Consider the following 12,585-nt stretch of genomic DNA (forward strand, 5'->3'; position numbering starts at 1 on the left):
CGCATAGTTTTGAAACAGTTCCATGACATCGCACCTAAGGTGCAGAACCGCAAGCACGCCGTTCCCGATGGCGAAGCCGGCCTGACGCTCATCGAAATGATGATCGTGCTGGTGATCATCGCGATCGTCGCGGGCCTGATCGCGATGAACGTGATGGGCCGCCCGGACGAAGCAAAGGCGACCGCCACCAAGAGCAACATCGCCACGATTTCGGGCGCGCTCAAGATGTACCGGCTCGACAATGGCGACTATCCGACCACCGAACAGGGCCTGAAGGCGCTGACCGAGAAGACGACCACGCCGCCGCTGCCGGCGAGCTTCCCGCAGGGCGGCTATCTGTCGGCGCCGGCACTCGACGCCTGGGGCAAGCCCTATGAATACACGTCCGAAGGCGGCGGCTTCACGATCCGCTCGCTCGGCAAGGACGGCAAGGTGGGCGGCGAAGGCGTCGATGCCGATATCGAGGGCAAGGGCTGACACCCATGCGGGGGGTCGGCATCTCTGCAAGTCGCCCCTCCGAAGCGGGCATGACGCTGATCGAGATGATGATCGTGCTGGTCATCATCGCGGTGATGGCGGGCGCCGTGGCGCTCGGCATGGGATCGGTGACGCGCGCGCCGAGCGTGGAGACCGAGGCGCGCCGGCTGGCGACGCGGCTCCAGGCGGCGGCGGACGACGCGATGCTGGGCGACCGGACGATCGCCTTCACCGTGCAGAAGGACGGCTATGGCTTCGCGGTGATGCGCCGCGACGGCAAGACCGTGCCGAAGACCGACGAGGCGTTCGGCTATCACCGCCTGCCCGGCGGGATGGTGATGACGCTGAGCGTGAAGCCGCCGGTAGTGCTGGGCGTCGATGGCGCCGGGCGGCCGATGCAGGCGGTGATCGAGAGCGGGCAGAAGCGCTGGACCGTGGTCTATGACGGGATGACCGTGCGGGCGTTCCCGGCAGCGGTGCTGAAGCTGTGAGGGAGTTCGCAACTCGTCATCCCGGCGAAAGCCGGGATCTCAGGCGACGGCCCGGGAAGGAGCCGCACGAGATCCCGGCTTTCGCCGGGATGACGGATTTGGCACGGGATGACGACGCCGGCTTCTCGCTGATCGAGGCGCTGGTCGCGCTCGCCGTGCTTGCCATCGCCACTGTCGGGCTGATGCGCACGGTCGAATCGCACATCGATTCGACGCGGGCGATGGAGCGCCGCACTGCTGCCATGTGGGTGGCCGAGAACCGGCTGGCCGAGCTGGAAGTGGGAGCGCCGGGCAGTGAGCAGGTGGAGATGATGGGCCAGCAATGGCGCGTGGCGGTGGACCGGCGACGGACCGACGATCCCGAGATCGAGCGCGTGCGCGTCGAAGTCTTCGCCGACACCGAGAAGAGCGCGCTTGCATCGCTCGACGGCTTCGTGGACGGACGGAAGCTGTAATGGCTGTCCTGTCCCTCACTCCGCGCCAGGCGCGCATCGGCCTCGACCTGTTCACCGGCGCCATGGTGGTGTCGGTCGCGGTGGCGCTCGCCGGGCTGACCTGGCGGATCGCCGGCCATGCCGGCACCGGCGCGATCACCGTGCCTTCGGGCACCAGCGGCCCCGCCGTGGCGCCCGACATCGGCGCGGCCGTGGCGCTGGCGCCGTTCGGCAAGCCCAGCGTCTCCGAAGCCGGCCAGCCGACCGCGCTTCCCCTGGAGCTGAAGGGCGTGATCGCGGCCAGCCCCGCCGAGCTTTCGACCGCCTTCATCGCGGTCAGCGGGCAGCCGGCCAAGGCATTCAAGGTCGGCGACACCATCAATGGCGCGACGGTCCAGTCGATCCTGCGCGACCGCGTGATCCTGGCCAATGGCGGGCGGAACGAGTTCCTAGCCTTCCCCGATCCGACGCTGACGCCCGAGCAGCGCCAGGCTGCCGCAGCGGGCCAGCCCGCCGCCCCTGCCCCCTCCGCCCCGCTGGTGCCGGGCGCGGTGCCGGCCGGCGGGCCGCCGCCGGTGCGCAGCGCGCCGCCCGCGCCCGCCGCCGCACCGCCCCAGGCCGCCGTGGCCGGCATTCTCCAGCGCTTCGACGCGACGCCCGTGCAGGGCGGCTATCGCATCGGCGACAACGGCCCGCCCGGCATGGTGGCGGGCGACGTGATCCAGTCGGTCAACGGCACTGCGCTGTCCGACGCCTCCGCCGCCCAGGGCGCCTTCGCGGCCGCCCAGGCGAGCGGCTCCGCCCAGATCCAGGTCCTGCGCGACGGGAAGCGGCTGACGCTTACCGTGCCGCTCCGCTAGAAAGATGCCCGTGAAGATTCGCTCCGCCATCGCCGCCCTCGCGCTCGCCGGGATCGCCCTGGACACGGTCGCCATCGCCCAGACCGCTCCTGCCCCAGCCCCGCAGGATGCCGGCACCGGCGACGTGGTGGTGAACATGCGCGGCGTGGAAATCTCCGACGTCGCCGACCAGATCTCGCGGATCACCGGGCGCACGCTGATCCTCGACCCCGCGGTGAAGGGCGTGGTGACGGTCACCTCATCGACGCCGCTTTCGCCCTCGGGCGTGTGGGAGCTGTTCCAGTCGGTGCTGCGCGCCAACGGCTTCGCGGCGGTGCGCTCGGGAAGGGCCTGGCGGATCGTGCCGGCGGCCAATGCGGTGCGCGACGGCGGCATCCCCAGCCGCGGAGCATCGGGCCAGGAGCTGGTGACGCGGATGGTGCGCTTGCAGAACGTGCCCGCCGCCGATGTCGCCCGCGTGGTGCGCCCGCTGGTCGCTACCTTCGGCAGCGTCGAGCCGCTGAGCACGCCCAACGCCGTGGTGATCACCGACTATTCGGACAATGTCCGCCGCGTCGAGGCGATCGCACGCTCGCTCGACGGCGGCAGCGGCGCGACCTTCTTCACCATGGCGCTGAAGAACGGCAACGCGACCGACGTGGCGGCATCGCTGCAGACCGTGCTGGGCGACGGCACGCGGGTGGCCGCCGATGCGCGCAGCAACACGGTGATCGTGCGCGGCACCCCCGCCGCGGTCGGCGAGGCCCGCAAGATGCTGATCTCGCTCGACCAGCCCGGCGGCGCGACGCCGATCACGCGGATGTTCCGCCTCAACTATGCCGATGCCGAGACGGTGACCGACGTGCTGCGCGGCGTGCTGGGCCAGGGCGACAGCGCCGACAATCCGGTGGCGAAGAGCCTGAGCGACAGCAGCTCCAACCCGTTCGCGCGGCTGAGCTCGGGCAGCAGCAACGGCAATCTCTCGGCGCTGTCGAACAGCGCGGCCTCGACCAGCGGCGGCGTGGGCAGCGCGATGCAGAGCGCCAACACCAGCGGCGCGACGATGCAGAGCGTGCAGACGCAGACCCCCAAGGGCTTCACCACGCCCGAGCTGACCGTGCAGCCGGCGCCTGAACTCAACGCCGTGGTGATCCGCGGCACGCCCGCCGCGATCGCCTCGATCGAGCCGCTGATCACCGATCTCGACGTGCGCCGCCCGCAGGTGCTGATCGAGGCGGCGATCGCCGAGATCACCGGCGACGATGCAGAGCAGCTGGGCGTGCAGCTGGGCACCAGCGGCGCGGTGCTCAACCAGGTGAAGGGCGCGGCGACCTCGTTCGACCAGTCGGGCGTGTCGATGGGCACGATCCTGACCGCGCTGGGCGTGCCGGCGGGCAGCGTGCTGGGCAACGGCCTGACCGCGAACGTGGCGATCGGCGACGATTTCTCGATCCTGGTGCAGGCGCTGGGCACCTCGACCCGCGCCAACCTGCTCTCCACCCCGCAGATCACCGTGCTCGACAATGTCGCCGGCGAGTTCGTCTCGGGCCAGAACGTGCCGTTCCTCACCGGATCGATCCTGACCAACTCGACGACGGTGAACCCGTACACCACGATCGAGCGCAAGGACGTGGGCATCACGCTGCGCGTCCTGCCGCGCGTCAATGCCGGCGACACGATCCGGCTGCAGGTGAACCAGGAAGCCTCGTCGATCGCGGCGGCGCAGACTGCAGCGGCATCGGACCTCGTCACCAATCGCCGCGCAATCACCACCACCGTGCTGGCGGACAATGGCCAGACGATCGTGCTGGGCGGCCTGACCGCCGACGACTATACCGACACGCGCCAGCAGGTGCCGATCCTGGGCGACATCCCGATCGTCGGCGAGCTGTTCAAGAGCCGCCGCGAGCAGCACCAGAAGCGCACCCTGTTCATCTTCCTCAAGCCGACGATCCTGCGCGACGGCGCCGACGCGGCGGCGGCATCGAAGGACCGCTACAACCGGCTGCGCGCGGACGAGATTCAGAACATCAAGCGCGGCAGCCTGCTGCTCACCCCGCCGACGCCGCGGCTGACGGTGGAGATCGACGGGATTTATTGAGGGGCGAATGTACAGGATTGAACTGGCGGCGATCGCAGCCAGAATCTGACTAGTGACTTCTAGGCGGAATTGACGAGCGCCGTACCCTGCAAATTATCACAACGAGATTGCGGCAATGCCGCTAACGAACAATGCACCAGATATCCAACCTAGAGATGGCGCAATCCAAGCGTAGCGATACCGGCGCCTTCTCGAAGCTCTAAATCGAGCCTCAACCCACTTGAGCCGCCGTCCGCTGATCGCCACACGGCTCCAGTATGCGTCTTGACGCATAAGCAAATCAGCGAGGGTTCCATACATTCCTTGAATGGTCATGGCGCCAAACATCGCAAAAACCACACCGGCGCCGAAAAGGCTGACGGGAAGTAAGCTGGTTGACGCCTTCTCATGAGAATTGATCAGAGCAGCCGCACCGCCACCATTTAAAGCGAATAAAGACGCAGTAAGCCACCGAGATATGGTGCCAAATTCAGCGCTTATAAACGCCGACTGCCTGTCAATTCGTTCCACCGCGCGTTTCGCGAGTAACTTGTTAAGATCATCCGACATATTTCGCATGACCTGCCACTTGTCCGCCATCTCGACAAGATCACTATTTTAGCATGTATCTATTGCCCCGGCGCACTCTCCGCCTCACCCGTCTCGATCGGCAGCGGCACGCGCACCCGCTCCCCACCCCGCGTGAAGAAGGCGGCGTCGATCGCCAGGCTGGCGAGGCTCCAGCCGTCGACGCTTTCGCCGACCCTTAGCGTGCGGGTGGCGCCGTCGCTGGCCTTTACCAGGGCGACCGCGTCGACGTTCAGCCTGCCGACGATGCCGACGAGTTGCGGCGCATCCGACGGTGCCTCGGCGGGCTCGGCAGTGCCGAACAGCGGGCGTTCATAGGCGCGGGCGAGTACCGGCATCGTCCCTGCCCCGATCGGTGCAGGACGCGGTGCGGGCGCCGGCTTCTTGCCGACCGCCCCCGGCAACAGCAGCACGACCGGCATCGCGACGGCAAAGGCGCCGACCACGCCGAGCGCGACCCATTCGGGGCGGAGCTTCAGCGCCATGCCGCAACCACCTCGCCGATCAGGCGGACGCCGCCGCCCGGGATCGGCTCGATCCGCCAGCCGCGAAGCCGCATGAGAGGCTTGCCGCGCTCGAGCGCATCGGCGAGCGCCACCACGGCCTTTTCGGCGCCCGAGACGCGGATGCGCAGCGCGACGACGCCGGCGGGCGCCGGGGCGGCGCTCTGCTCCTCGACCAGCACGCCGCCGGCCTGGGCGAGCGCGCGGACGCGCAGCATGATCGCCGCCCTGCCCGCCGCCTCGTCCGCCACGCCGAGCGCAAGGCCGGGGGCGAGCAAGGGCGGCGGCGCGGCGGGCCGGGCGGCCTCCACCGCGAGCCGGGCATGTTCGGCGCGCGCGGCGGCGAGCGTGCCGAGCGCCGTGCCGGTGGCAGGCGCCAGCAGCAGCGCGACGACGAGGCCGGCGATGCCGCCGATCGCGAGCGGCGGCAGCTTCATCGGGCGTCCTCGCGCATCGAGACGATCATCGCCGCGTCGCTGCGCCGCTGGCTGGTGTTGCGCATCCCGGCGAATTCGGGCGCGCGGCGGATCGCGGCGCGCAGGGCGTCAGGATCGCCGCCCGTCACATCGAGCTCGAGCCCGCCATCGGCGGTGCGCTCGATCCGGGTGAGCGAGGCCTCGGCAGGCAGCACGCCGGCGAGCAATTCGAGCACCTCGCCCGGCGCGGCGCGGCCGGCGGCATTGGCGAGCGCGGCGCGCGCCGTCCGCGCCGCCGCCTCTGCCTGGAGGCGTGGGGCAAGCTTGTCCTCCAGCACCAGCGACGCACGCTTCTCCTGCCCGGCAAGCAGCGTGGCACCAACCAGGGTGAGCAGCGGGCCGGCGGCGATCAGCGCGCCGAACGCGGCGGCCATGGCCCAGCCGTCCTGAGGCAAGCGCATGCCGCCCAGCGCCGCCGAAAGCCGCTGCGAGAGGCTGTCTGCGGCCGGCGCCGGCGAGGCTTCGGGATCGGGCTTTCCGGCGTCCATCGGGCGCCTGCCTAGCCGGTGGAGCGGCCCCAAGCCAAGCGTCATCGAGCGGCAACATAAAAGTCACGGACGCGAAACGGCAATCGCATGCGCGCGTCATCTCGGCCTTCCAAGGACCGGGCAACCGGGTCGCCAGTGACTCGGCTGCTTGGGGGTTTCCATGACCAATCTGACCGAGACCGGCGCCGGCTATACTGACGGCGACGTCGACACCAACATCCACAACACCGGCCCGACCCTGAACACGCTGATCGACCAGCGCTATTCGCGCCGCCAGACGCTGCAGCGCGGCGGCGCGGCGATCGCCGCCGCCACCATGGGCGGCTCGGTCCTCGCCGCCTGCGACAGCAACTTCACCGATCCGGGCGAAGGCCCGACGATCAGCGCCGGTTCGAGCGGCGCCACCACTTCGGGCAAGCCGGTGACGCTGACCGGCACCGGCAGCGCGGCTGCCTATAGCTGGACGCAGATCGCCGGCCCGACGGTGACCCTGACCGGCGCCGACACGCTGACCGCGACCTTCATCGCCCCGTCGGTAAGCACGGCGACCACGCTGAGCTTCCAGTTCGCCGGCGCCAACAACACCGGCCCGGCCACCGGCACCAAGGTGGACGTGGTGATCAGCCCCGCCGTGCTCGGCTTCGCTGCCGTCGCCAAGAACAAGCTGGACGTGGTGAGCGTGCCCGCCGGCTACACGGTGACCGTGATCAACCGCACCGGCGACCCGATCCTCTCGGGCGTCGCCGCGTACAAGAATGACGGCACCGACACCAATTTCGCCGGCCGCATCGGCGACCATGGCGATGCGCTCTACTGGTTCGGCCTGAGCGCCACCGGCACGCGCGACGCAACCAGCTCGACCCGCGGCCTGCTCGTGCAGAACCACGAGAACATCAACCAGCAGTATCTCCATGTCGCCGGCGCGACCTCGGTCGGCGGCGCGCGCCCGGAGAGCGAAGCGATCAAGGAGATCGAGTGCCACGGCGTTTCGGTCACCGAAGTGACCGAAGGCGCCAACCGCGCCTGGGCCGTGAACGCCACCTCGACGTTCAACCGCCGCATCACCCCGAGCACGCCGATGGTGTTCAACGGGCCAGTGAAGGGCGCGGACCTGCTGAAGACCGCCTTCGCGACCAACGGCACCGCCGGCCGCGGCACGATAAACAACTGCGCCAATGGCAATACGCCCTGGGGCACGGCGATCACCTGCGAAGAGAATTGGGCCGGCTATTTCCGCCGCGCCAGCACCGACACCGCCGGCCGCACTGCCAAGGAACTCGCGGCGCTCAACCGCTACGGCGTGACCAGCGGCTCGGGCAGCTATAGCTGGTCGACCGTGGTTGCCGCCGATGCCACCAACACGCTGTTCCGCCGCTGGGACGCGCGCGTTTCGGGTGCTACCGCGACCGACGACTTCCGCAACGAGCCGAACCAGTTCGGCTGGGTGGTCGAGATCGATCCGTACGACAAGACCAAGGCACCGCGGAAGCGCACCGCGCTGGGCCGCATGGGCCATGAGGGCTGCTTCCCCGGCGCATTCGTAGTCGGCCGCAAGCCGGCCTGGTACATGGGCGACGACGCGACGAACGAGTATCTCTACAAGTTCGTCTCGAACACCGCCTGGGTCGCCGCCGATGCCGATGCGACCGACCGCCTGGCGATCGGCGACAAATATATGGACGCCGGCACGCTCTATGTCGCGGTGTTCAACGCCGACGGCACCGGCAGCTGGAAGGCGCTGACCTATGGCACGAACGGCATCGACGCGAGCTATGCGCCCTATGCCTTTTCGAGCCAGATCGAAGTGCTGGTGAACCCGCGCCTCGCCGCCGACGCCGCCGGCGCGACGCCGATGGACCGCCCCGAATGGACTGCGGTGAACCCGGTGACCGGCGAAGTCTATCTGACGCTGACCAACAATGCGAACCGCGTCACCACCGCCGACACGCCGACATCGAGCCAGCGCCGCACCGATGCGGCCAACCCGCGCGTCTATGTCGATCTGCCGAGCACCTCGCGCGGCAACCGCAACGGCCACATCATCCGCCTGCGCGAGACCGGCGACACGACCGAGGCGACCGGCTTCACCTGGGACATCTATCTGTTCGGTGCGGGCTCGGACCTGGACGCCACCAACGTCAACGTATCGGGCCTGACCGCCGACCAGGACTTTTCGAGCCCGGACGGCCTGTACTTCAGCCGCGCGAGCAACGCGGCGGGCAAGGTGAAGCCGCTGCTGTGGTTCCAGACCGATGACGGCGCCTATACCGACGTGACCAACTGCATGATGCTGGCGGCGATGCCGGGCACCGTCGGCGACGGCGGCGCGCGCACGATCACCAACACCAATGGCGCCGGCGTGACTTCCACCCAGGCGACGCGCGTCGGCGCTGCGGCGACGGCGGCGACGCTCAAGCGCTTCCTGGTCGGCCCGGTCGAGTGCGAGATCACCGGCGTGGACACGACGCCCGACGGCCGCACGCTGTTCGTCGGCATCCAGCACCCGGGCGAAGGCGGCACTGCCGCGGCGCCGTCGAGCCACTGGCCGGACAGCCAGGCGACCGGCACCGCCGGCGCCACCATCCGCCCGCGCTCGGCGGTGGTGGTGATCACCAAGAATGACGGGGGCCTGGTGGGGCTCTGATTTCTTCGGTTGGCTGGAATGAAGGGGGAGGTCCCGCCGGGGCCTCCCCTTTTGTTGCGGACGCTAGAAGTTCACTCGCGGGGCGCCGGAGCGTCGACCAATAGCCAGTTGTGATTGTCCATCACCGCGGTGATCGAATAGCGCCGCCAATGCCCGTTCTGCTTCCACTGCCATGTGCAGAGCGATTCCGCCTTTGCCCGGCCCCTGGCGCGGCAGGTCAAGCCGCGCAGATCCTCGACCGCGACGGGCTTCCGGGTGACGACGGCGAGCGCCGCGGCGAACTCGCCGCCGCTGGGAGCTGCTTGCAGGAAAAGGGCGAGGGACAAGTACATCTATGAAATGCTCCCCCACCCGAATTCCCAGCCCTACCGATCCGTCCGGCTCAGGATCTTCGCCACGCCGTTCTTCGGGATGCCGATCATGTAGTTCGTCCCGCCCTTGCAGGTGACGCGCCAGGTGGGGACGCCGTCCTGGTCGGCGATGCGGGTCGAGCTGTCGACATGGTCGCAGGGGAGCGGCGCGTCCTGGAGGGCGCGGATGAAAGTGGCGTTGCGCTGCGCGTCGGTCTGGGCGAGCACGGCGGCGCTGTAGTTGGTCTGGTCTGCCGCATTGTCCATGTCGGTCGCGTTGAGCGGCTCGGCCTGGACAGGAGTCATGTTGCCCTCGCCCCCGCCACCGCAGCCTGCGAGCGCCAGTGCCGCGAGCGATGGCACGATGATGGTCTTCAGCATGTCGCGTCCCCTTGTTGGTCCCGCCCTCAATGCGGAACCGTAATCAGAGTTCCTAGCGCTGATACGCCTTGGGCAGCGCGCCTTCCTTCGGATCGAGATAGCGCTGGCGTAGCCGGGTCCAGCGGCTGTCGAGCGACTGCTCGACTCCGTCGATGAACACGCTGACCACCGAGGTGCCGATCTCGAGCGGATCGCCGTCCCAGATCACCACGTCGCCGCGGCGGCCGGGCTTGAGCGAGCCGAACTCCCCGCCCAGGCCGAGCGCCTCGGCCGGCTTCGAGCTGATCGCCGCGAACGCCGCGCCCCAATCGAGGCCGGTGGCGCCGGGCACCCTGGTGAGCGCGACGAGATTGCCGGCGTACTGCTTTTCCCAGCGGGCCTGGCGGGCCTCGTCCTGGTTGAGCGTGCCGATGCCCACCAGCACGCCCGCGGCGGCCATGCGGCCGACATTCGACTGGCTTGCGGCGAGTTGCTCGAAATTCTCGGGCAGGTCGGTGAGTGCGTTGGCGATCACCGGCACGCCGGCAGCGGCGATCTGCGCGGCGACGGTCCAGCCTTCGGCGGCGCCGACGAACACCATCCTGAGCGCCGGCATCTCCTTCTTGAGCTGGAGCAGCACGAGGATGTCCGAGGCGCGCTCGACATGGATGAGCAGCGGCATGCGGCCCTGCACCACCGGCACCAGCGCCTCGGCATCGGCGCGGGTGAGGAAGGCATCCTTGCCCCGATCGGTGTAGCTCGCCGGTGCGCGGACATAGTCGCGGACCTCGAACAGCGCGTTCTTGAGCGTGGCATAGGCTGCGGCGCGGCTGCCGCCGGCGGCACGGGCGCCACTCTCGCCCCATTCCATGAACTGGAAGGCGCGCGGCTTGCTCACAGCGTCCATGTCCGTGCCGAGATCGATGATCGCGCCCTGGCCGGCGAAGATCGAGCCGCGATTGTCGGGCGCGACCACGGCGCGGGTAATGCCTTCGGCCCGGTTGATCGCGATCGGGCTGGACTTGGGGTTCACTGCCGGGGCGACGTCGATCGCAGCATGGAAGGGCGCGCTGCTGGCGCCGCTGTCATTGGTCTCGTCGACGCCGTCGACCTCGACGATGCCCATGCGGGTGAAGCCGGCGAAGATACCGGGCGAGACCCACTTCCCGCCCGCATCGACGACGCGCATGCCGGCGGGCACCGCGACGCCGGGACCGGCGGCGACGACCTTGCCGTCGCGGATCACGACGGTGCCGCCCTCGACGGGCTGCGCGCCATCGCCGACGACGAGCTTGGCGTTGGTGATCGCCACGGTCTGCGCGGCGGCTGGGCCAAAGGGCAAAGCACCGAAGGCGAGCGCAGTGGTGGCCGCGAGGAGGAGCTTCTTCGTTATCACTTCACATCCCCCTCGCCCGGCTGGCCGAGCTCGAAATCGGAAACCGGGCGGCGCCTGGGATCCTTGGCATCGTAGAGCAGTGCGCCGTCGACCCAGACCATCTCGGGCCGGGTGTAAACGCTGAACGGATTGCCGTTCCACAGCACGACATCGGCCATCTTGCCCGCCTTGAGGCTGCCGGTCTTGTCGGCGATGCCCAGCGCCTTGGCCGGATTGATCGCCAGCCAGGTCCAGGCATGTTCCTCGCTGATGTTCATCCCCGCCTTGATGCCCGCGGCGCGTGCCTTGGCCACTTCCTGGTTGAGCCGCTGGATACCGTTCTGATCATCCGAGTGGATCATCGTGCAGGCGCCTTCCTTGTCGAGGATGGCGAGGTTCTCGGGCACCGCGTCATAAGCTTCCATCTTGAAGCCGTACCAATCGGCCCAGACCGCGGCGCAGGTGTCGTTCGCCTTCAAGAGGTCGGCGATCTTGTAGGCTTCCACGGCGTGGTGGAAGGCCGACACGTGGTACCCGAACTCCTTGGCCATATCCATGACGATGGCCATCTCGTCGGCGCGGTAGCAATGGTTCTGGACGAGGATCTCGCCTTCGAGCACGCCGCGCAGCGTGTCCATCGCGAGATCACGCGACGGCGGCTCGCCGCCCTTCTCCTCATAGCGGTCCCAGCGGCGCTTGTACTCGACGGCGCGCGCCCAGGTGGCACGGTCGACCGCGATATTGCCCATGCGCGTGGAAGGCATGCGGCCCTTCGAGCCATAGACACGCTTGGGGTTCTCGCCGCAGGCCATCTTGAGGCCATAGGGCGCGCCGGGGAACTTCATCGCCTGCATGGTGCGGGCATAGACATTCTTCACCACCACCGAGCGGCCGCCCATCAGGTTTGCCGAGCCGGGAAGAATCTGGAGCGTGGTCACGCCGCCATTGGCGAGTGCGCGGCCGAAGCCGGGATCCTGCGGCCAGACGCTGTGCTCGGCCCAGACATCGGCCGTGACCGGGCCGGTCATCTCGTTGCCGTCCGAATTGGCCTGCACGCCGGGCGAGGGATAGTCGCCGAGATGGCTGTGGATATCGATCACGCCGGGCGTGACGTACTTGCCCTTGCCGTCGATCACCGTGGCGCCTGCGGCATCGAGATTCTGGCCGACCGCGACGATCTTGCCGTCGCGGAACAGCACCTGGCCATTGTCGATCCGCCCGCCCTCGCCATCGAACACGGTGACGTTGGTCAGCAGCGTGGGAACGCCGGGATAGGCATGATAGGTCGAGGGGAAAGGATCATGGCTATAGCCCTTGCCCTTGCCCGGCCCACCCGATGCCGCCGCAGGCTCCGACGACGCGGTTTGCGCGCGGGTGGTACCCGAATCGCAGGCAGCGAGACCGGCCAGCGCACCAAAGATGATTAACGTGCGGATCACGCGACTCTCTCCCCTTGCGTAACGTTATGGTGATCGCTCAG

At 68.7% G+C, this 12,585-nt stretch carries 14 protein-coding genes; 6 read left to right on the plus strand and 8 right to left on the minus strand.

The window, feature by feature from the left end:
• The first annotated feature begins 9 nt into the window (after positions 1-9).
• The 5 genes from gspG to gspD all read left to right on the plus strand — a co-directional run bounded on the left by gspG (position 10) and on the right by gspD (position 4,342).
• Entirely contained in the window at positions 10-477 is a 468-nt protein-coding gene (gene gspG / locus P6144_RS09950) for a type II secretion system major pseudopilin GspG (RefSeq protein ID WP_277767600.1), read from the plus strand.
• A gap of 5 nt (positions 478-482) precedes the next feature.
• Positions 483-968, plus strand: a complete 486-nt coding sequence (locus P6144_RS09955) for a prepilin-type N-terminal cleavage/methylation domain-containing protein (RefSeq protein WP_277767601.1) — start codon at positions 483-485, stop codon at positions 966-968.
• Between the two features lie 89 nt (positions 969-1,057).
• On the plus strand, positions 1,058-1,423 hold the full coding sequence (gspI, locus tag P6144_RS09960) for a type II secretion system minor pseudopilin GspI (RefSeq protein WP_277767602.1): 366 nt from the start codon (positions 1,058-1,060) through the stop codon (positions 1,421-1,423).
• On the plus strand, positions 1,423-2,262 hold the full coding sequence (locus tag P6144_RS09965; protein WP_277767603.1) for a type II secretion system protein N: 840 nt from the start codon (positions 1,423-1,425) through the stop codon (positions 2,260-2,262). The genes gspI and P6144_RS09965 overlap by 1 nt, the downstream gene beginning before the upstream one ends.
• Before the next feature lie 4 nt (positions 2,263-2,266).
• Positions 2,267-4,342 (plus strand): type II secretion system secretin GspD, encoded by a 2,076-nt coding sequence (gene gspD / locus P6144_RS09970; protein ID WP_277767604.1) that lies wholly within the window; start codon positions 2,267-2,269, stop codon positions 4,340-4,342.
• A gap of 96 nt (positions 4,343-4,438) precedes the next feature.
• On the opposite strand, the gene P6144_RS09975 is transcribed toward gspD, so the two are convergent.
• Genes P6144_RS09975 through P6144_RS09990 form a run of 4 tightly spaced genes read right to left on the minus strand, consistent with a single transcriptional unit; the run spans position 4,439 to position 6,421 of the window.
• Positions 4,439-4,891: a hypothetical protein gene (locus tag P6144_RS09975; RefSeq protein WP_277767605.1), complete on the minus strand. Its 453-nt coding sequence runs from the start codon at positions 4,889-4,891 to the stop codon at positions 4,439-4,441.
• Between the two features lie 59 nt (positions 4,892-4,950).
• Positions 4,951-5,394: a hypothetical protein gene (locus P6144_RS09980; protein ID WP_277767606.1), complete on the minus strand. Its 444-nt coding sequence runs from the start codon at positions 5,392-5,394 to the stop codon at positions 4,951-4,953.
• Positions 5,385-5,849, minus strand: coding sequence for a GspMb/PilO family protein (locus tag P6144_RS09985; protein ID WP_277767607.1), 465 nt, complete (start codon positions 5,847-5,849; stop codon positions 5,385-5,387). The genes P6144_RS09980 and P6144_RS09985 overlap by 10 nt, the downstream gene beginning before the upstream one ends.
• Positions 5,846-6,421 carry a hypothetical protein gene (locus P6144_RS09990; RefSeq protein ID WP_277767608.1) on the minus strand — a complete coding sequence of 192 codons (576 nt, stop codon included), beginning with the start codon at positions 6,419-6,421 and terminating at the stop codon, positions 5,846-5,848. Before P6144_RS09990 ends, P6144_RS09985 begins: the two co-directional genes overlap by 4 nt.
• Before the next feature lie 115 nt (positions 6,422-6,536).
• Here P6144_RS09990 and P6144_RS09995 point away from each other — a divergent pair, with 115 nt between their 5' ends.
• On the plus strand, positions 6,537-9,020 hold the full coding sequence (locus P6144_RS09995; RefSeq protein ID WP_277767609.1) for an alkaline phosphatase PhoX: 2,484 nt from the start codon (positions 6,537-6,539) through the stop codon (positions 9,018-9,020).
• Positions 9,021-9,091: 71 nt separating this feature from the next.
• On the opposite strand, the gene P6144_RS10000 is transcribed toward P6144_RS09995, so the two are convergent.
• From P6144_RS10000 to P6144_RS10015, 4 genes are read right to left on the minus strand one after another with little or no spacing between them, the layout of a single operon-like run.
• Positions 9,092-9,346, minus strand: coding sequence for a hypothetical protein (locus tag P6144_RS10000; protein ID WP_277767610.1), 255 nt, complete (start codon positions 9,344-9,346; stop codon positions 9,092-9,094).
• Positions 9,347-9,385: 39 nt separating this feature from the next.
• On the minus strand, positions 9,386-9,751 hold the full coding sequence (locus P6144_RS10005; RefSeq protein ID WP_277767611.1) for a hypothetical protein: 366 nt from the start codon (positions 9,749-9,751) through the stop codon (positions 9,386-9,388).
• A gap of 52 nt (positions 9,752-9,803) precedes the next feature.
• Positions 9,804-11,072: an amidohydrolase family protein gene (locus tag P6144_RS10010; protein ID WP_277767955.1), complete on the minus strand. Its 1,269-nt coding sequence runs from the start codon at positions 11,070-11,072 to the stop codon at positions 9,804-9,806.
• Between the two features lie 50 nt (positions 11,073-11,122).
• On the minus strand, positions 11,123-12,541 hold the full coding sequence (locus tag P6144_RS10015) for an amidohydrolase (protein WP_277767956.1): 1,419 nt from the start codon (positions 12,539-12,541) through the stop codon (positions 11,123-11,125).
• Positions 12,542-12,585: the final 44 nt, after the last annotated feature.

This window comes from Sphingomonas sp. HITSZ_GF, from assembly GCF_029543155.1.
In the GTDB taxonomy this organism is placed as follows: domain Bacteria; phylum Pseudomonadota; class Alphaproteobacteria; order Sphingomonadales; family Sphingomonadaceae; genus Sphingomonas.